Below are 21,508 nucleotides of genomic sequence, written 5' to 3'. Positions count from 1 at the left end.
AAAGGAGAGGTGTATTAAAACAAAACAGCAAGGTTAGGCAAGGAAGCGTGTAGATTTTGCAAGAGTAAAAGTTCATAGAGATAAAATAATTAGCCCCTTTTGGAATGAAGGCATTCTTAACCTTCCTGCTTCCGCTGGCAGTACTTTCTTCAAGCCTCTCCTGTAGCCAGCAACAGTATGCACTCACTGCTGCGCCTGACAAAAATGAAACAGGTGCTATAACAGATGAGGCCATTGTAACAGGGGCTGATCAGACTGAAGCCTATCTGCCATACCTGCAGGGGAAACGGGTAGGCATGGTCGTGAACCCTACCTCCATTATAGGGCGTGCTACCAGTGTGGATAGCTTAAGCGCTTTGGGTGTAAACATCGTTCGCATTTTCGGGCCAGAGCATGGCTTCCGGGGTGACGCTAGTGCCGGTGTAAAAGTGAGCGACAGTGTGGATCCCAAAACCGGTATACCTGTCTTTTCGCTTTACGGTAAAAACAGCAAGCCTACGAGAGAGAGCCTTGCCGATATCGACCTGATGATTTTCGACATACAGGACGTTGGGGCCAGGTTTTATACCTACACCATTACTATGCATCGGGTAATGGAAGCCTGTGCGGAAAACGGCATCGAGCTGCTGGTCCTGGACAGGCCCAACCCCAACGGGTATCTGGTAGACGGCCCGATACTGGACATGCAGCTCAAATCCGGGATCGGAATCCATCCGGTGCCCATTGCGCATGGCATGACGGTAGGCGAATATGCACAAATGATCAACGGAGAGGGCTGGCTGGCGAATGGATTCCAGTGCAAGCTCCGGATCGTGAAGGTGAAGAACTACGCGCACGACATGCCCTATGTCTTGCCTGTTAACCCGTCTCCCAATCTCAATACGCCACAATCTATTCTATTATATCCCTCTTTATGTCTTTTCGAGGGAACGATCATCAGCCAGGGGCGCGGGACCTACTTCCCTTTTACTGTTCTCGGGAACCCGGACCTGAAAGGCAACTACACATTTTCTTTTAAGCCTGTTGGCATCAAGGGAATGAGCGAAACGCCGCTCCACCAGGACAAGGACTGCTTCGGCCTGGACTTGAGAAACTATGATGCGGCGGCACTTCGGAAAAGCAAACAGCTCAACCTGCGGTGGCTTATCGAGCTGTATCAGGCTTATCCGCACAAAGAGAAGTTTTTCGATTATACACAGAGTAACCAGATGGGCAATTTCGACAAGTTGGCGGGGACCAGGCAGTTGAAGGAGCAGATCATAGCCGGGGTGCCCGAGGAGGAGATACGGAAAAGCTGGGAGCCGGGCCTGAGCCAGTTCAAGGCTGTTCGGGCTAAATATTTACTGTACCCTTGATTTACTGCCGGGCAAGTGCCTCTTAACATAAAATACAAGAGAAGTACCAGGGGAGCCATTGTATAAGCGAAGTTCAGCTTCTGTAAGTGCAAATCCTCTTGCTGTCGGGAAACGCTTTCCTGAAAAGTGCTAGTAAAACAGCTGCTTTTGGGAGCAAAGCGCGAAAGCGGTCCTGAGAGAAGACTGCCAGGGCAAAGTTGTTTACAATCAAAACCATGAATCAAATACCTCAATTAACAAACCTTTTAAGTAACCATCTTTAAATCCTTTTTATGAAAAAAGTATTACTACGGTTTATGATGTTTGCCTTGAGCTTACTGATAGCCCAGGCAGGTTTTGCCCAGAGCAAAACCATTACCGGGAGGGTGACCTCTGCAGAAGAAGGTATCGCACTGCCAGGCGTAAGCGTGGTGGTGAAAGGTACAGCTAACGGCGTGTCTGCTGATGCGGAAGGTGCTTACAGCATTCAGGCTGCCCCCGGAAGTGTGTTAGTGTTCAGCTTTATCGGCATGTTACCGCAGGAGCGCGTCGTAGGCGAAGCGAACACAATCAATGTGGCCCTTGCACCGGATACTAAGACGCTTAGTGAAGTGGTGGTGGTAGGCTACGGTACCCAGAAAAGAGCTAATCTGACGGGTGCCGTTGCTACCGTGGATACAAAAGTACTGGAGTCCAGACCGGTTACTGACGTAGCGCGCGGTCTGCAGGGTACTACGCCTGGCTTAACGATTACTACCCCTAGTGGTGCCATCGGGCAGAACCCCAACATCAGACTAAGAGGTATGACCGGTACCCTGAGCAACTCCAATGGCGCTCAGCCGCTTATTCTGGTAGACAACGTGGAGATCCCCAGCCTCCAGATGGTAAATCCGGAGGACATTGAGTCAATTTCCGTGCTGAAGGATGCTGCTTCTGCCTCTATTTACGGTGCCAGAGGTGCTTTTGGTGTTATTTTGATCACAACCAAGTCTGGTAAGAGAGGAACCCGCACGAAAGTATCTTACTCCAATAACTTCTCATGGAGCACTCCAACGACTACCCCAGAGATCGCTCCTGCCGCTGAAGGGGCAGAAATGGCTTTTAAAGCCCTGCAAAGAACGAACCCATCTACGAACGTTTTCGGCATTGTGGGCATGTATATCGATGAGGAGTCTATCAAAAAGATGCGTGAGTGGGAAGCGCAGTATGGCGGACAGGACTTGGGCAACGAGATGGTACTGGGGCGTGACTTCGAGATCCGCGGTGGCCGCTTGTTCTTTTTCCGCCCTTGGAACCCGGGTGAGATGTTCATGAGAGAATGGACCCCTCAGCAGAAACAGGATATCTCTATTTCTGGCGGCAGTGAAAACACGAACTATTACTTGGGCCTGGGTTACCTGGGGCAGGAGGGTGTTCTGAAAGTTAACCCGGATGAGTTCAACAGATATAATCTGAACGTGGGGGTGAACACCAGCGTGACCGACTGGTTTGATGCACGTGCCAAAGTATTGTACTCTAAGAGTGAGTTTACACGTCCATTCTACTTCTCTAGCGAGACCTACGACCCTTGGTACTACCTCTACAGATGGCCAGCGGTATACCCTTACGGCACGTACGAAGGGCATCCTTTCAGAAGCGCCATCACAGAGGTGCAGCAGGCTAAAATGAACAACGAAGCTGCCTCCATGGCACGCTTTAACTTAGGCGGTACACTGAGACCTGCTAAAGGCCTTACCATTGATGCAGACTATACCTACACGTACAACAACTCACACGAGCACCAAACAGGGGGCATATTGTCTGGCTACAATTTCTGGGCAACCGGAGCTAACTTAAAGTACGAGCCTTACAGCAGCGCTGCCTATAACAGAGTGCAGTATAACTCAGACTGGAGCAACAGAAGTGTTGGTAAAGCTTACGCTACCTACATGAAGGACTTTGGTGACCACTCCTTTAAGCTAATTGCGGGTGGAGACGTGGAAACATTTGAGTATTGGTACCAGATGTCACAGAAGCGTAACCTGATGGACCCGAACAGAGGGGAGATAGACCTGGCGACAGGAGACCAGTTTGTGGACGGCGCGCGTGACCAGTGGGCGACCCTGGGTACTTTTGGCCGCTTGAACTACGCTTTCAGAGATAAGTACCTTCTCGAGGTTAACGGCAGATACGACGGTGCTTCCCGTTTATCACCAACTAAAAGATGGGCCTTCTTCCCATCAATGTCAGCAGGTTATGTGGTTACAAAAGAGCCATTCATGGAGTTTGCCTCCCCTGTGCTGTCTTTCCTGAAACTACGTGGATCATGGGGCTCTATCGGTAACCAGAATGCTTACCTGGGTGATATTTACCGCTTAATGTCTTCTTATTCATCTGGCTGGTTAATTGGCGGGGTAAACACCGTTACCGTGGGTACTCCTGGTGCTTTCCCGGAGGCGCTTACCTGGGAAACTGTTAGCACCCTTGACTTCGGCTTTGACTCAAAATTCTTGAGCGATAAGATCGGGCTTACTTTTGACTGGTACAGAAGAACGACCAGCGACATGCATGGCCCGGGCCTTGTACTGCCTGATACTTATGGCACCGGGGCTACCAAGCGAAATCTGGGAGAACTGGAAACCACAGGTTGGGAATTTGCTCTCGACTTTAACCACACCTTTGCTAACGGTTTAAACTTTAATGTGACAGGAACTCTGACAGACTTCCAAGAGAGAATCACGAAGTATGCCGACAACAAAGGCATTTATGATAACCGCACAGGAAGATTACTTGGCGAGATATGGGGATTTGAGACAGATGGCTTTTTTACAGAAGATGACTTTGTGAAGGATGCGAACGGAGACCTGTTACTAGTAGGTGGCAAGTACGTATTGAACGACGGTGTGGTGGATCAGTCTTACTTCGAGAGCGGTTGGTTTTCTTACGGCCCTGGCGACATCAAGTATAAGGACCTGAACGGTGACGGCAAAATTGACCGAGGTTCTCAGGCGGTGGATGATCATGGTGACATGAAAGTTATCGGTAACTCTACTCCTCGCTACCAGTACGGTATCCGTCTGGGTGCCGATTGGAAAGGCTTTGACCTGAACCTGTTTGTGCAGGGGGTAGGCAAGCGTGATTTCTGGGCTAGCGGCCCACTGTTTGTCCCTGGCTTCAGACCAGGAGAGGCATGGTACACGCATCAGCTGGACTACTGGACACCTGAGAACCCTAATGCTTTCTATCCACGCCCAACAGATCAGGGTCAGTCAAACAACGCGCGTAACTTCCTGCCGCAGACCAAATACCTGCTCGACCTTTCCTACATGAGAATGAAGAACGTTTCCTTTGGTTATACCCTGCCTAGCAGCCTGACCGAGAAAGTGAAGATAGAGCGCCTGCGGGTGTACTTCAGCGGGGAGAACCTCTTTGAGAAAGACAAACTTGGTGATATGCCGATTGACCCGGAAGTGGATTACACGACGGCCGGCCTGAACGACAGAGCGTCTTTCGGACGTGTTTACCCTTATCGTAGAACACTTTCATTTGGCCTTCAAGCTACTTTCTAATATTTAAATTAAGATAGTGATGAAAACTAGAATTGTTGCAGCTATATTCCTTTCACTGACCTTCTTTGGTTGTGAGAAAGACTTTTTAGATACTCCCCCTATTGATAAGTTAACTGACGAAACGTACTGGACAAGTGAAGAGAACGTGAGAACCTTTTCCTACGGGTTTTACTCAGGTTACTTTACAGGTTACGGATCGAGCTATACCTGGGGTGATTACTTTACAGGGCAGAGCCTGAACGACGACTTTGCGCCCACGAACCCTGCCCAGTTTACCAAGAACGTGCCCGCCTCGGGTGGCGGATGGTCGTTTGGTTACGTGAGAAAGGCCAATGTATTTATTGACAGGGTGCAGAATGTGCCGATGAGCGATGAGGCCAAGAAACACTGGACAGGAATCGGTCGTTTCTTCCGGGCGATGGAGTATGCGGATCTGGTGAACAGCTTCGGGGATGTGCCCTGGTATGAAACGGAACTTCTGGAGACAGACATGGCGCAGCTGTACAAGCCACGCGATTCACGCACTTTTGTGATGGACAAAGTGCTGGCTGACTTTAAATATGCGGCGGAAAACGTTCGGGTATCTGATGGTGCGAAAGGCCTATCTGTAAACAGAGACGTAGTGCTGGCTTATATGTCGCGCGTGTTCTTGTTTGAGGGCACCTGGCAGAAGTACCATGCCAACAATGCCACCAAAGCGGCCGCATACCTTGAGGCAGCGAAATGGGCAGCAGACCAAGTGATCAGCTCAGGCAGGTACTCACTGGGTAACTACAGGGAAGTATTTAGCTCACTTAGCTTGGCAAGCAACCCGGAGGTAATCCTGTTCAGACAGTATGAGCCAGGTATTCTGACGCACTCGCTGAATAGCTATAACAACAAAGAGGCCCAGACCGGCCCGTCTAAAGACGCTGTGGAGACTTACCTGGCGAAGGATGGTCTGCCTATTACAGTGTCTGCTTTGTACGAGGGTGACCAGGGCGTTGCCAAACTGATGGCAAACAGAGATCCGCGTATGACGGCCACCTTCGTGCCTTCTGAGCTCCGCCTGAACGGTATCGCCAGCAACTACTCGACTTCGGGCTTTGCTACCCACAAGTTTCTGAACGAGTCCATCAAGGACATACCAGAAGGTAGCTCTAACCTGAACCCTACAGATGCGCCTGTTATCCGTTACGGGGAGGTGTTAATGAACTATGCTGAGGCTGCTGCTGAACTAGCAACAGTGGGCGGTCCTGCCTTTACACAGGAAGACCTGGATAAGTCGATCAACGTGCTGCGTGCCCGTCCAGGTATCGGAATGCCTGCCTTGCAGGTGAGTGGTGATCAGGTGGCAGTAAACGGTGTTGCTTATAATGATCCTGAGCGTGACCCTAGCGTGCCGTCTGTTATTTGGGAGATTCGTCGTGAGCGAAGAGTAGAGTTGATGATGGAAGGCTTTAGGCTGGATGACCTGAGAAGATGGCGTAAGCTGGAGTACACAGACACGCAGGCTAACCCGGACATCAACAGAGGAGCCTGGATTAAGAAAGCCGATCATCCGAAGCTGAATGCGAGCGTAGTGCTGACAGATGGTGATGAAGGATACATCATCCCATCTACCAAGGCGGAGTCACAGCGCTTGTTCACTGATCCGAAAGTGTACCTAAACCCACTTCCACTAGATCAGATTAAACTTTACAAAGACGCCGGGAAAGAGCTGACGCAAAATCCTGGCTGGGAATAATTTCTCTTGCTTTAACAGCCCTCCTTGGTATCAGCCGGGAGGGCTGTTTTTCTATCATAACATCACCTACACCAATGATTAAGAAGTTTACCCTGTTTTTCTTGCTCTTCCTTTCTTTTGCAGTACTGCGCGCCCAGGAAAAACAAGTGCTCCCTAAAAGAGAGTTTCGGGGCGTGTGGATTGCCACAGTGCAGAACATAGACTGGCCCTCAAAGCAGGCCGTTAGCATAGCACCCGACCTGCAAAAGGAGGAACTGCTGCAGATACTGGACGAGCACCAGCGAACCGGCATCAACGCCATCATGCTGCAGGTACGCCCCTCCACCGACGCGTTCTATGCCAAGGGGCGCGAGGAGTGGAGCATGTTCCTGACCGGCAAGCAGGGCCTTGCCCCGGAGCCCTTTTACGATCCGCTGGCCTTTGCCATAGAAGAGGCCCACAAGCGCGGTATGGAGCTGCACGCCTGGTTTAATCCTTACCGGGCCACCAATAACCTGGTCGACTCCCTGATCAGCGCCAGCCACATCACCCGTTCCCGGCCCGACTGGTTTTTTACCTATGCCGGCAAAAAGTACTTTAACCCGGGCTTGCCCGACGTACGCGCGTACATCGTGCAGGTGATCATGGACGTAGTGCGCAACTACGACATCGACGGCGTGCATTTCGACGATTACTTTTACCCTTACCCGGGAAAAGACCCGCTACCAGACAGCACCACCTACAAACTTTACGGAACCGACTTCGCCGCTATTGACGACTGGCGAAGAAACAATGTGGATGTTCTCATCCAAACTTTATCTGACAGCATTCACGCCGAGAAGAGTTATGTGAAGTTCGGCATTAGTCCTTTTGGTATCTGGCGCAACAAAGCCCAGGACCCGGAGGGGTCGGAAAGCAATGGCCTGTCAGGCTACAGCGCCCTCTTTGCCGACGCCCGCAAGTGGCTGCAGGAAGGCTGGGTGGATTACATTAACCCACAGATTTACTTCCCCTTTTATTACCCGGCTGCCCCTTACGAGAAACTGCTCGAATGGTGGAGTGGCAATACTTATGGCCGGCACCTATACGTGGGGCAGGCGGCCTATAGGGCCATGGAGGACCGCGAGGGCTGGCGCGACAAGCAGCAGTTGCCCAACCAGATCCGCTACCTAAGGGCAAATGACCGGGTGCAGGGCAGTGTGTACTTCAGTTCCAAATCCCTGACCAACAACCTGGCGGGCTTTCGGGATTCTCTGCAGCAGGAGTTTTACCGCTACCCTGCCTTACAGCCGCAAATGAGCTGGCTGGATGATGAGGCGCCAGCCTCGCCGGATAACCTGCATGAGAAAAAGTTCCTGTTTTTCCGCTTCGGGAAAAAGGTGAAACTGGAGTGGGAAGCTCCGCTACAGAAGCAGAATCAGGTATATGGTTATGTGGTGTATCGTTTCCGGTCCGATGAGGTGGTCAACTTGCAAAACCCGGCCAACATAGTTAAAATCAGTTTCGATAAGGCTTTTACTTCCTTTCAGGATGAGCGCGCCGAGCCTGGTTATACTTACAAATATTATGTTACTACCCTGGACAGGGTAAAGAACGAAAGCGCCCCTTCCAACGTGCTGCTGGTAAAGTTGAAGTAAGGGAGAGCGAATCGTTAAAAGAACCTGCTGTTATATATGGTTGATAAGTCCTATATCTATGCATAGCAAGAAAGTTTTACTCGCGTTTGTTCTGGGGGTGCTGGTATTGGTGGCCAAAGCCGTGACAGTGCCAGGCATGTTTTTGCCGTCGCGGGAGGAGATAGCTGCCGGAACCTCTGTAAAGGAGCCCAGGGCCTGGATACGCATCAATCAGCTGGGCTATACGCCGGAGAGCATCAAAGTGGGCGTGTGGGTAAGCAAAGAGGCGAACCGCATCCGGAGATTTAAACTGGTGGAGGCTAGCTCTGGCAAAGTGGTGTACAGGGGGAAAGCCGGAGAGGCCTTTGGGGCCTACGGACCTTTTCAGGAGTCTTACCGCCTTAACTTCTCCGACTTTAAGGGCCACGGAACTTACTACTTGCAGGCAGGCACTGCAAAATCTCCTGCATTTAGAATAGCCCCGGACGTGTACAAGGGCGCTGCTGATTTTGCGCTGCGCTACATGCGCCAGCAGCGCAGTGGCTTTAACCCTTACCTGAAAGACTCCTGCCACACCGCAGACGGATATACCATGTATGGCCCCATGCCAGACAGTACGCGCATTGATGTGTCCGGTGGTTGGCACGATGCTTCGGACTACCTGCAGTATGCCACTACTTCCGCCAACGCTACTTATCACTTGCTGGCCGCCTACCGTGACTTTCCGGGTGCCTTTGGGGACCAGCACCAGGCAAACGGGCTGGAGGGAAGCAATGGCGTGGCCGACGTGTTGGATGAAGCGAAATGGGGGCTGGACTGGCTGCTGAAAATGCATCCCCGCGAAGACTGGCTCTTTAACCAATTAGCCGATGACCGGGACCATGCCGGCATGCGCCTGCCCACTTTAGACCATGTAGATTATGGCTTGGGTAAGGGAAAAGAGCGGCCGGTGTATTTTGCCACAGGCAAACCGCAGGGGCTGGGCAAGTACCAGAACCGCGCGACAGGGGTAGCCTCTACGGCAGGCAAGTTTGCCAGCGCCTTTGCCTTGGCGGCTACCATTTATGCGCCGGCCAATGATTCGCTGGCCCGGCTGTTTCAGCAAAAGTCCTTGTCTGCCTACCAATTGGGCTTAGACAAACCGGGCGCCTGCCAGACGGCGCCTCACCTGGCTCCTTACTTTTACGAGGAAGATAACTGGGTAGACGATATGGAACTGGGGGCAGCAGCGCTTTATCAATTAACGGGAGACAAGGGGTACTTTGACCGCGCTTACCAGTACAGTCTGCAGGAAAAGGTAACGCCCTGGATGGGAGCGGACACCGCCCGCCATTACCAGTGGTATCCTTTCCACAACTTCGGGCACTATGAGTTAGCCAAAAACGCGGGTGCCACGGACAGAGCAGCACTGATCTCTTTCTACAAGGAGGGCATCGCGAAGGTAGCTGACAAGGGAATGAAGAATGCTTTCTACCGCGGCGTGCCTTTTATCTGGTGCTCCAACAACCTCACCACTTCCTTTGCTATCCAGTGTTACCTCTACCGACAGCTCAGCAACGATCAGACTTATGCCGAGCTGGAGCAGGCGAACTTCGACTGGCTGTTCGGTTGCAATCCCTGGGGAACCAGCATGGTGTATGGCCTGCCAGCCAACGGTGATACCCCGGAAGACACGCATTCTGCCTTTACGCACTTGTATCAGTACCCGATTGACGGCGGCCTGGTAGACGGGCCTGTGTATGGCAACATCTTCAAGAACCTGAAGGGGATTACGCTTTATCAGCCCGATGAGTACGTCCCTTTCCAGTCGGACTTGGTGGTGTACCACGATGATTATGGCGACTACAGCACCAACGAACCTACCATGGACGGTACAGCTTCGCTAATTTACCTTTTGGCGGCCAAACAGCACAGCTCTTTGGAGGGGGCACGGGCAAAAAAGTAATCACCGATTCCCACGGGGCAATTATCCGTGGGGACACAGCACAGAAAAGACTGGCCCTGGTGTTTACCGGGGATGAGTTTGCAGATGGCGGCGCTACGATCCTGCACGTACTAAAGGAGCACGATGTAAAGGCCTCTTTCTTTTTAACCGGCAGGTTTTACCACAATCCTGCTTTTCAGGAGTTGATAAGACAGCTGAAGACAGCAGGGCACTACCTCGGGGCGCATTCAGACGGACACCTGCTGTACTGCGACTGGGCGAAGCGCGATAGCCTGCTGGTAACACAGGAGCAGTTCCGAAAAGACCTGGCCTTAAATTACAGCCGGATGAAAGCCTTTGGGGTAGACAAAGAGCAGGCAAGGTACTTTTTGCCACCCTATGAGTGGTACAACAGCCAAATAGCTGCCTGGACGAAGGCGGAAGGTTTGCAGCTGGTCAACTTTTCTCCCGGTACGCGAACCCCTGCAGATTATACCTGGCCGGAGATGGGGAAAGGGTATGTGGCTTCTGACCGAATTGTGCAGTCTGTATTGGAAAAGGAGGCGAAGGACCCGAATGGGCTAAACGGGTTTATCCTGCTGGTTCACATTGGCACTGACCCGCGGCGTACCGACAAGTTTTACAAAAAGTTAGACGAGCTGCTGACAAAGCTCCAGCATAAGGGGTACAGCTTCAGCCGGATTAACCAATTGCTGGACTGAGGCCAAAAGAGCCCTTGTTGCTTGCTTTGATAGCGGCGGGATGTCAGGGTGTGCGTTTTTGTGCGGTTTTTATTTTATAAAGCTGCAGCAAATTGAATAAATGAGAAAAATAGTAAGTAACTTTAGAGACTTCTTATAAAAGTTTAGCCATTAGTTGTGCTCTAAGGTATATGGCAATGCTGCAAAAAAGCGCAAACAGCCAAAGGATAAAAAGAGTGGAGTAGGTAAGAGGGCTTTAAAGATTAAGATGATCTCCTGAAAAAACATTTTGATGCGAAAAGTAAAACACTCCTTATTACTGCTAGTTTGCCTTGTGTCCTTGCCCTTCCTGGGCCGGGCCCAGAAGTTCAGCTTTGCGTTTGTGACCGATATCCACATTGGTAACCCAACGGCGGCAGAAGACCTGCAGCGGACCGTGCAGGACATTAATGCCGATAGCACCCTTCGCTTTGCCGTGCTGACAGGCGACATCACTGAGTTTGGATCGGATGAGGAGTTAGCGCAGGCAAAGCAGATCATCCAGGACCTGAACAAGCCCTGGTACATCATTGCCGGTAACCACGATTCCAACTGGTCGGAGAGCGGCAGCAACAGCTTCCGCCGGGTTTTCGGGGCAGAAACTTTTGCCTTTACCTACAACGGGTACCTGTTTGCCGGAACCAGTTCGGGGCCGAACATGCGCATGGGGCCGGGGCAGGTGCCGCGTGAGAATATGGTGTGGCTCGATTCAGTACTAGCAAACATGCCGGACCCCTCGATGCCAATCATTTACCTGAACCACTACCCGCAGGACTCTTCCCAAAATAACTGGTACGAAGCAATAGACCGCCTTAAGCAGCGCAATATACAGCTGATCCTGTGCGGGCACGGCCATTCCAACCGCCTGTACAACTTCGACGGCATCCCGTCCATTATAGGGCGCTCGAACCTGCGGGCCAAAGACAGCGTGGGGGGCTACAACATCGTGACGGTTGAAAACAACACCGCCACCTTTGCAGTGCGCAAGCCTCTCGTAGAAACGCTTCCTGCTTGGCAGGAAGTACCGCTGGTAAACCATCACTTCGCACAGGAAACTAAAAAGTACCACCGTCCCTCTTTTAGCGTGAACCAGAAGTACGCCCAGGTAGAGGTGGTGTGGGAATACCAGGACGACAGTGATGTGGGCGCGGGTACAGCTGTGTCTGGCAAGCTGATCTTCGCAACGAACACGCAGGGCGAGATCTACGCCCTGAACAAGAAGAACGGCAAGCGGGAATGGACCTATCAAACAGGAGGGAAGATCTACTCTACCCCGGCAGTAGCCAAAGGCTATGTGGTGGTAGGGTCTTCGGACAACAGCGTTTACTGCCTGAAGGCATCTACTGGTAAGCAGGTTTGGAAGGTGACAACTGAAAGACCTGTGCTGGGCTCTCCGACCATTCAGAACAAGGTCGTGTATGTGGGCGGCTCCGACGGTCACTTCCGGGCACTGGACCTGAAGTCGGGCGAGGTGAAGTGGGACTTTGACCAGGTAAAAAGCTTTGTGGTAACAAAGCCACTGCTGTACCAGGGCAAAGTGTATTTCGGCTCATGGGGCACGGAGTTCTATGCGCTCGATGCACAGACGGGCCAACTGGCCTGGAAATGGAACAATGGCGCTGCCAGCCGCATGTACTCGCCCGCTGCCTGCTATCCGGTTGCTACCAATGGTCGTGTGTTTATTGTGGCCCCCGACCGTTACATGACCTCCTTTGATGCAAATACAGGGGAAGTGATCTGGCGCAAGCGGCTGGACGACAAGCGCGTCCGGGAATCCATGGGCCTGTCGGCCGATAGCTCCTTGGTGTATGTGAAAACGATGGACGGCGAGCTGTACGGAGTATCTACTTCTGCCGATTCCATGCAACTGGATTGGAAATCAAACCTGCAGTTGCCTTATGAACTGGCGCCATCTGCTATCGTGGAGAGCAAGGGGGTGGTCTATGTGCCCTCGCATTCTGGTTTGGCGAGTGCGGTGGACCGGAAGACCGGAGCCGTACTGTGGCAGCACAAGATTTCTAACAGCCTGATGAACCCGGCGATGCCCCTGGGCAAGGACAGGGTGGTGGTCAGCACCATGGATGGTAAGATCGCCTGCCTGCGCTATAAACCCAGGAAAAAGTAAGGTAGCAGGACCAACAGGAGTAACTAAGCTAAAACGATTAAGAAATACACAAGACATTTATATGAAACGCCTTTTACTTGCGGGCCTCCTGTTTCATGCTGCAGTGGCGCATGGGCAGCAGTTTTTGCAGACTTCTCCTGCCGCTGAGCAGTGGGTGGACAGTACCTTTAACAAGCTCTCGAAGAAAGAAAAGATCGCCCAGCTCATGGTCATGCGTATGTCCGAGATCAGGGGCAAGGAAGTCGTCTTTTTTGAGAAGGAGGTAGCCAAGAGCCTCCGCAAGTACAACGTGGGCTCGATCTGCCTTTTTCAGGGCGAGGCACGGCTGCAGGCAGAGGTAATCAACCGCCTGCAGGCAAAAGCCCGTACGCCGCTGATGGTCAGCGTGGATGGTGAAACAGGCCTGGGCATGCGCTTCGCGGACGTGACCCGCTTCCCGGACCAGTTGACCATTGGGGCCGTGCCGGACGCGGAACTGGCTTATAAGGTAGGACAGGCGATTGGCGAACAGTGCAAACGCATTGGCATTCACGTGAACTATGCGCCGGTCATTGACATCAACAACAACCCCAACAACCCGGTCATCAACTTCCGTTCTTTTGGCGAAGACAAGTATAAAGTAGCCTTATTGGGCACCGCCATCATGAAAGGGATGCAGGATACGGGGGTAATGGCCTGTGCCAAGCACTTCCCGGGGCACGGAGACGTCGCCGTGGACTCTCACCTGGACCTGCCGGTGATCAACAAAACGCTGGCCCAGCTAGACTCGCTGGAGTTGTACCCTTTCAAGCAGCTGATCAAGGCGGGCATTGGCAGCGCCATGGTGGCCCACTTGTACATCCCGGCGATCGACACTACCCGTAACCAGGCTACCTCGCTTTCCAGAAAGAACGTGACGGACCTGCTCCGGAACCAACTGGGTTTCCAGGGCCTGACCTTTACCGATGCCCTGGAAATGCAGGGGGTAGCTAAGTTCTACCCACAGGGGGAGGCCGCTGTGCAGTCGCTGATCGCTGGAAACGACATGCTCTGCCTACCCGGAGACATCAGGACAAGCATCAAAGCCGTCCGCAAAGCCATTCGGAAGGACAGGCTCACCTGGGAGGAGATAGACGAGAAGGTGCGTCGCGTGCTGTTGGCCAAGTACAACCTGCAGTTGCGACACGTGAAACCAATCGACACAGAACACCTGGCAGAGGGCCTGAACGAGCGGGTACTGGACCTGAAGCAGGAAGTATACACCAATGCAATCACCCTGTTGCGCCACACAAACAGTGAGGTGTTGCCGCTGCAGCAAGGCAAAAAAGTAGCCTACGTGGGCATTGGCCTCGGCGAAGCGAACAACTTCGCCAAGCAGCTACAGCAGGAATACGGAGCCGATACCTATTTCTTTAACTACAAGGCCGACAGCACAGCGGCTGTAGCCTTACTTGAAAGCCTGCAGGGGCAGTACGACGCGGTAGTGGTAGGTGTGCACCAGTATAAAAAATACCCGGCCAACAACTTTGGCATTAGTGCAGCTGCCATAAACCTGCTGCAGCAGTTACAGCAGGATGAAAAGACCATCAGCTTTGTGTTCGGGAACCCTTACGCCATCATGAATATGAGTGAGGCCAGAAACCTGGTTGCCTGCTACGAAGACGATCCCCTCATGCACGAGGTCGCCCTCCAACTGTTGCAAGGCACTACTGTGGCAAAAGGGACCCTGCCTGTTACTGTTTCCGATAGTTTCCGCTTTGGAAGCGGCATTACAACTACCTCTTATTTTCCGCTGGTGTCCCCGGAAACGGTTGGCCTAGACGGAACTAAGCTGAGCCAGATCGATACGATTGCGACAAACGCCATCCGAAACGGGGCGACGCCGGGCTGTGTGGTACTGGTGGCAAAGAAGGGAAAAGTAGGTTTCCTGAAAGCTTACGGCCACATGAGCTACGATAGCACAGAGGTTGTGTCAACCAACACGGTGTATGACCTGGCCTCTGTTACGAAGATCACGGCAACGACGACTGCCGTGATGAAGCTCTACGAGGAGGGCAAACTGGACCTGCAAAAGACGCTGGGCGATTACCTGCCCTGGGTAGCGGGTACCGACAAGGCAGACTTGAAGCTGGAGGATGTGCTGCTGCACCAGGCAGGTCTTGTGGCCTGGATTCCGTTTTACCGTGCTACGATCGACCCTGCCACCGGCAAACCCAAGCCAGGCTATTACAGCACAAAACCAACTGAGCAGTTCTCGGTGCGGATAGCGGAAGACATGTACATGCGCCGGGACTGGACCGACTCCATGAAGGCCAGCATCCTGCAAAGCAAGCTGGGGCCAAAAGGCAAGTATGTGTACAGCGACAACGACTTCATCTTTCTGGGAAAGGTGGTAGAGGAGATCACCGGCATGGGACTGGATGCCTATACCCGCCAGGCGCTTTTTGAGCCCCTTGGCATGACGACGACCATGTTTACCCCACGAGAGCACCTTTCGCTTAATGCCATTGCCCCAACAGAGGATGACAAAGCTTTCCGGCAGCAGCACCTGAGAGGAGACGTGCACGATGGCGGGGCAGCCATGTTTGGTGGGGTGGCCGGGCATGCCGGGCTCTTCAGCAACGCCTACGACCTGGCCAAGCTGTACCAACTGTTGCTGAACGGCGGTGAGCTGAACGGCGTGCGCTTGTTTCAGAAAGAGACGATAGACTACTTCACCGCCTACCACAGCGAAATAAGCAGGAGAGGCCTGGGCTTCGACAAGCCATCCAAAGACAACGCTGCCAGCAAGTCACCTTACCCCACCCGGAGTGCCTCGTCGGAGACTTTCGGACATACGGGCTTTACCGGCATCTGCGTGTGGGCCGACCCGAAAGAAGACCTGCTGTACGTGTTCCTGTCGAACCGCGTGAACCCAGTGGGGGATAACCCGAAGCTGCTGGAGCAGAACGTGCGCTCCGACGTTCACGAGGCTATTTACCAGTCTATCATCCGAGAAGAGCCAGTAAAGAAAAACATGCTGCAAACCTCTTTGGGGGCCAGCACCAGATAAATTGAAGAGTTAGAAGAGATACCACCGGTTAATAAAAATATAGAAATGGAATTTGTAACGGAGAAAGAGTCGAACTACCAGGACCTGGACAAGATGTCTGTGCGGGAGATCCTGGAGAACATAAACAAAGAAGATAAGACAGTACCGCTTGCGGTGGAAAAAGCCATGCCGCAGATTGAGCAGCTGGCCACCGTAGTGGCAGAGAAAATGAAGGCAGGAGGACGGCTCTTTTATATTGGGGCAGGTACCAGTGGCCGCTTAGGGGTAGTAGATGCCTCGGAATGCCCGCCAACGTTTGGGGTTCCTTTTGATTGGGTGGTAGGACTGATCGCCGGGGGCGACGGAGCTATCCGCAAGGCCGTGGAATTTGCCGAGGACGACCCGGAGCAGGCCTGGAAAGACTTAGAGGCCTATGATATAAGCGAGGCCGATGTGGTGGTGGGATTGGCCGCCTCCGGTACAACCCCTTACGTGATCGGCGGACTGCAGATGGCGAACCAACAGGGGCTGGTAACGGGTTGTATTGTATGCAATGCCGGTAGCCCGGTGGCCGCCGAAGCGCAGTTCCCGGTAGAGGTAGTAGTGGGGCCTGAGTTCCTGTCGGGCTCTACCCGCATGAAGTCTGGCACCGCGCAGAAGCTGGTCCTGAACATGTTGAGCACCACCGTAATGATCCAGCTAGGCAGAGTGAAGGGAAACAAAATGGTGGACATGCAGCTGAGCAATCATAAGCTCTACCACCGGGGGGTGCGCATGATTGTGGCGGAAACCGGAACAGACGAAGAAACAGCGGCGGCGCTTTTAGAAAAATATGGCAGCGTGCGCAAGGCAATCGCACAAATCCTGTTACCTTCAGAACCGGCTAACGAGGCGCTTTCGCTTTAGCAGCAGAATAAGCGGATAACAGCTGACGTTCAGCTTAAAACAGCAGGCCTGGAAAGGCTTACATTACAGGCCTGCCACTTATTACCATTGAAAAACACAGCCTATGTCTCCCATCGTACTTCTGTCCTTTCTGATAGGTTATTTTGCCGTGCTGATCGGTATTTCCTACCTCACGTCGAAAGGTTCGTCCGATAACTCCAGCTTTTTTATTGCCAACCGTAATTCCAGGTGGTACTTTGTGGCCTTCGGGATGATCGGTACGGCCCTGTCCGGGGTAACCTTTATCTCGGTGCCTGGTGCCGTGAGCAATAATAGTTTCGGCTACTTTCAGTTCGTGCTTGGCAATGCCGTCGGCTTTCTGCTGATCGCCACTGTGCTGCTGCCACTGTACTACCGCCTGAACCTGGTGTCGATCTACACTTATCTGGAGAAGCGCATGGGGTACTGGAGCTATAAGTCCGGCGCCATGATCTTTCTGGTTTCCCGTGTGATTGGCTCCGCGTTTCGCCTGTACCTGGTGGCCATCGTGCTGCAGAAGTTTATTTTTGATGCCTGGGAGGTGCCTTTTGCCGTGACTGTGGCGATCTGTCTGCTCCTCATCTGGTCCTATACCTTTAAGGGAGGTTTAAAGACGATCGTAATTACCGACACCCTGCAGACGGTTTTCCTGTTGTCGTCGGTGCTGCTGTCTATTTACTTTATAGCTGAGAGCCTGAACATGGACCTGCTGCAAACGTTTGAGGCGGTGAAGGAAAGCTCTTATTCCAAGATGTTTTTCTGGGAGGATTTTATAGGGAGCAGGAGCCACTTCCTGAAGCAGTTCCTGGGCGGTATTTTCGTAACGGTTGCCATGACGGGGCTGGACCAGGACCTGATGCAAAAGAACCTGAGCTGCCGCAACATTGGGGAGGCCCAGAAGAACATGCTCACTTTTACAGCTGTGTTTGTGGGCATCAACATCTTTTTCCTGAGTGTGGGCGCTATGCTGTACCTGTATGCCGAAGCCCACGGCATAGATGTAACGGCCCTGCGCACGCCCGATCACCTGTTCCCCGAGATAGCCCTGAATCACCTGAACGTGATCCCGGCCATCGTGTTTATGCTGGGTTTAACGGCGGCTACCTTTGCCACCACCGATTCGGCCCTGACAGCCCTGACGACCTCTTTCTGTGTCGACTTCCTGGGATTTGACAAGAAGGGAAACCAGAACGACCTCAGCCTGATTCGCACACGTCATTTCGTACACATTGTGTTCTCTGTCATTATGCTGTTGGTGGTGATCGTATTCCGCATCATCAACGATGATTCGGTGGTGAACGCCATTTTTAAGGCTGCTGGCTATACCTATGGCCCTCTGCTTGGGCTGTTTGCCTTTGGTATGATCAGCAAGCGCATGGTAACGGACAAATTAGTACCGTTTATCTGCCTGCTCTCTCCTGTGCTCACTTATGTGCTGGAGGTTAACTCCCTTGCCTGGATCGGTTACGCGATGGGCTTTGAGCTCATTATTGTAAACGGCCTGATCACTTTTCTGTGCCTGTTGCTTACGAGTAAACCCGGTAAAGACGAGCCTGCTCCCGCACAGGGTGCTCAGGAGCGGGAACTGGCAAAGCTCTAATAAATCCTAATACTTATCTTCTCATGGAATTGGAGAAGCAGCTGGAGGCGATCCTGCCAAAGGCACGCATTAAATCAAGGCTGATAGACGTAGTGGCCTACGCTTCGGATGCCGGTTTTTATTACCTGAGGCCACAGGCAGTCGTGCAGCCTGTATCAGAGGCCGAGGTACAGGCCCTGTTTGCCCTGTCGCATCAGCATAAAATCCCCCTTACGTTCAGGACGGCTGGCACCAGCTTATCAGGGCAATCTATTACAGACGGCATTTTGGTGGACCTGAGCCAGCACTGGAACAAGCTGGAGGTGCTGGAGAACGGAGAACAGGTGCGGGTACAGCCCGGGGTGATCGGGGGCATGGTGAATGCCTACCTCCGGAAGTACAAACGGAAGATTGGTCCGGACCCGGCCAGCATCAATTCAGCCATGCTGGGGGGTATTTTGTCTAACAATGCCAGCGGCATGTGCTGTGGCGTGAGCAAGAACTCCTACCACACAACCCGGTACATCCGCTTTATGCTGCCTACGGGTGTTGCCTACAGCACAGCGCACAAAGAAGACTATAAGCGCTTTGAGCAGGAGTGCCCCAGAATCTTTCAGGTGTTGTTGGACCTGAAGGACCAGGTGATGCACAATAGCCAGCTTTATGAGGTGATCCGGAAAAAGTACCGGACCAAGAACACGGTCGGCTATTCTGTGAATGCGCTCATAGATTATGAGCACCCGCTGGACATGCTGGCCCACCTGCTGATTGGGGCCGAAGGTACCTTGGGCTTTATTTCGGAGGCAGTGCTCGATACCGTTCCGGACTACCCGGCCAAGTCCACGGCGCTTTTGTACTTCCCGGATATCTACGCGGCCTGCCAGGCCATTGTGCCGCTTGCTGATGCAGGGGCAGAGGCCGTAGAGCTGATGGACCGGGCCTCGCTGCGTTCGATAGAGGCTATGCCGGGTGTACCGGCAGTAATAAAGACTTTGCCCGGAACCGCTGCCGCCTTGCTGGTGGAGTTTCAGGGAAACACTGTGGAGGAGGTACAGCTAAAGATAGACAAGTTCTTCACCCTGGCTTCAGGCCTGTCCCTGCTGTACGCCCCGGAGTTCACGGCTGACCCGGCAGCACAGGCTTTCCTGTGGAAAGTGCGGAAAGGCATGTTCCCGGCAGTGGGGGCGGTGCGGGCCAGTGGTACGACTGTTATCCTCGAGGATATCGCTTTTCCGGTTGAAGAACTGGGGAACGCCATTCTGGACCTGCAGCAGCTCTTTAAAAAGCATGGTTATGAGCAGGCTATCATCTTTGGCCATGCGAAAGACGGCAACATCCACTTTGTGGTCACACAGGCCTTTGACTCGTCTGCAGAGATAGAGCGCTACGATCTTTTTCTGAAAGAGGTAGTTGAGCTGGTCGTGCATCGTTACAACGGTGCTTTAAAAGCTGAGCACGGCACAGGCCGCAACATGGCACCTTTCGTGGAGACGGAGTGGGGAACGGAGATCTACCAGATCATGAAAGCCCTGAAGCAGGCCGTTGACCCTGCCAACCTCCTCAATCCCGGTGTCATCATCAATGAAGATAAGGAGGCGCATATCCGCAACCTGAAGGAGCTGCCACGGGTGGAAGAGGAGGTGGATAAGTGCATGGAATGTGGCTTCTGCGAGCACAAATGCCCTAGCCGTAACATCACGCTCACCCCGCGCCGCCGGATCGTGGTGCGACGGGAGCTGCTAAAGCTGGAGAGAGCAGGGAAAAGCAAGGAGCACAAACAGCTATTACAGCAATACCAGTACGATGGGCTGGATACCTGCGCAGTAGACGGCTTGTGTGCGACAGCCTGCCCCGTGGATATCAACACCGGCGATTTGGTGAAGCGCCTGCGCAAGGAAAACCATAGCCCGCTGGCCAATGACTTGGCTTTATTAGTAGCCAAAAACTTCAAGCCAGTAACTGCGCTCGTGAAGACCGGCCTGAAAGCAGGCAGCGGCCTTAATCAACTGGCCGGTGCGCAGGCCCTGACCAAGCTCACCAAGCGCATGAAAAGTGTGGTGCCAGCTTTCCCGCTGTGGTCAGATCAGTTGCTTTCGACGCCGGATTATTTGACTCCGGTAGTGAAAGAAAAAGCTGCTGCCGTTTACTTCCCTACCTGTATCTCCCGCACCATGGGAGGGGCAAAGGAGAAGGGGAAAAGTATTATAGAGACTTTCCTGCGTGTCTCGAACAAAGCAGGAGTGGGGCTGGTAATTCCAAACGATGTGCAGGGTGCCTGCTGCGGTCAGATCTTTTCTTCTAAAGGATACAGCAAGGCCTTCGAGTTTACGGCAAACGAAACTATTCAGAAAATCTGGGAATGGACAGAGGCCGGTAAGCTGCCGCTGGTGCTGGATGTAAGTTCCTGCACCCACACCCTGCAGACCTGCCGCCCGGTACTCTCCCCAGAGAACAGGCAAAAGTTCGACGCCCTGCAGATCATCGACAGCATCGATTACCTGGCCGATTATGTGCTGCCACAGGCCAAGGTACTGCGGAAGAAGGCGCGTGTCGTGCTGCACCCTGTCTGCTCTTTGCAGAAAATGGGACTGGAGGGCAAGTTCCTGAAGATCGCCCAGCAGCTGGCGCAGGAAGTGAAAGTGCCTGTGCAGGCAGGCTGCTGTGGGATGGCAGGCGACAGGGGCTTCCTATTCCCGGAGCTAACCAGGGCCGCTACCTGCCCGGAGGCACAGGAGGTAAAAGAAGAAGTGTATGAAGGTTATTACTCCACGGCCAAAACCTGCGAGATGGCCTTATCAGAGGCAGTTGGGAAGAACTACGAGTCCATTGTATACCTGCTGGATGAGTGTATTTAATTTAAATAACAACCAGGGATTATTTGAAAAACACAACAATCTTAAACACGAATAATGTCACGATTAAATCTTTTAGAAGAGACCCGTTTCGAGAAACTTCCGGTAACAGTTTATTCTGATCCACAGACAGCCTCCAAGACTGTTGCCC

General features: G+C 52.8%; 11 protein-coding genes. All 11 read left to right on the top strand.

Annotated elements, in window-relative coordinates:
• Positions 1–104 precede the first annotated feature (104 nt).
• The 11 genes from CHB92_RS11860 to CHB92_RS11815 all read left to right on the top strand — a co-directional run bounded on the left by CHB92_RS11860 (position 105) and on the right by CHB92_RS11815 (position 21,360).
• On the top strand, positions 105–1,355 hold the full coding sequence (locus CHB92_RS11860; protein ID WP_089319435.1) for an exo-beta-N-acetylmuramidase NamZ family protein: 1,251 nt from the start codon (positions 105–107) through the stop codon (positions 1,353–1,355).
• Between the two features lie 272 nt (positions 1,356–1,627).
• Positions 1,628–4,882 (top strand): SusC/RagA family TonB-linked outer membrane protein, encoded by a 3,255-nt coding sequence (locus tag CHB92_RS11855; RefSeq protein WP_089319434.1) that lies wholly within the window; start codon positions 1,628–1,630, stop codon positions 4,880–4,882.
• Positions 4,883–4,901: 19 nt separating this feature from the next.
• A complete protein-coding gene (locus tag CHB92_RS11850; protein WP_089319433.1) occupies positions 4,902–6,608 on the top strand; it encodes a RagB/SusD family nutrient uptake outer membrane protein in 1,707 nt (568 codons plus the stop codon).
• Between the two features lie 74 nt (positions 6,609–6,682).
• Positions 6,683–8,224, top strand: coding sequence for a glycoside hydrolase family 10 protein (locus CHB92_RS11845; RefSeq protein ID WP_089319432.1), 1,542 nt, complete (start codon positions 6,683–6,685; stop codon positions 8,222–8,224).
• A gap of 58 nt (positions 8,225–8,282) precedes the next feature.
• Complete coding sequence (locus tag CHB92_RS11840; protein ID WP_245842503.1) at positions 8,283–10,148, top strand: glycoside hydrolase family 9 protein; 1,866 nt, start codon at positions 8,283–8,285, stop codon at positions 10,146–10,148.
• A 59-nt stretch (positions 10,149–10,207) separates the two neighbouring features.
• A complete protein-coding gene (locus tag CHB92_RS26130) occupies positions 10,208–10,849 on the top strand; it encodes a polysaccharide deacetylase family protein (RefSeq protein ID WP_245842502.1) in 642 nt (213 codons plus the stop codon).
• A 271-nt stretch (positions 10,850–11,120) separates the two neighbouring features.
• Positions 11,121–12,992, top strand: coding sequence for an outer membrane protein assembly factor BamB family protein (locus CHB92_RS11835; protein ID WP_089319431.1), 1,872 nt, complete (start codon positions 11,121–11,123; stop codon positions 12,990–12,992).
• Positions 12,993–13,053: 61 nt separating this feature from the next.
• Entirely contained in the window at positions 13,054–16,023 is a 2,970-nt protein-coding gene (locus CHB92_RS11830; RefSeq protein ID WP_089319430.1) for a glycoside hydrolase family 3 N-terminal domain-containing protein, read from the top strand.
• Positions 16,024–16,068: 45 nt separating this feature from the next.
• Positions 16,069–16,908 (top strand): N-acetylmuramic acid 6-phosphate etherase, encoded by an 840-nt coding sequence (gene murQ / locus CHB92_RS11825; RefSeq protein ID WP_089319429.1) that lies wholly within the window; start codon positions 16,069–16,071, stop codon positions 16,906–16,908.
• A 103-nt stretch (positions 16,909–17,011) separates the two neighbouring features.
• Complete coding sequence (locus CHB92_RS11820) at positions 17,012–18,526, top strand: sodium:solute symporter (RefSeq protein ID WP_089319428.1); 1,515 nt, start codon at positions 17,012–17,014, stop codon at positions 18,524–18,526.
• Between the two features lie 23 nt (positions 18,527–18,549).
• Positions 18,550–21,360 carry an FAD-binding and (Fe-S)-binding domain-containing protein gene (locus CHB92_RS11815; RefSeq protein ID WP_089319427.1) on the top strand — a complete coding sequence of 937 codons (2,811 nt, stop codon included), beginning with the start codon at positions 18,550–18,552 and terminating at the stop codon, positions 21,358–21,360.
• Positions 21,361–21,508 lie beyond the last annotated feature (148 nt).

This window comes from Pontibacter ummariensis (genome assembly GCF_900188175.1).
Classification (GTDB): domain Bacteria; phylum Bacteroidota; class Bacteroidia; order Cytophagales; family Hymenobacteraceae; genus Pontibacter; species Pontibacter ummariensis.
This window is presented reverse-complemented; position numbering and strand designations above follow the sequence as displayed.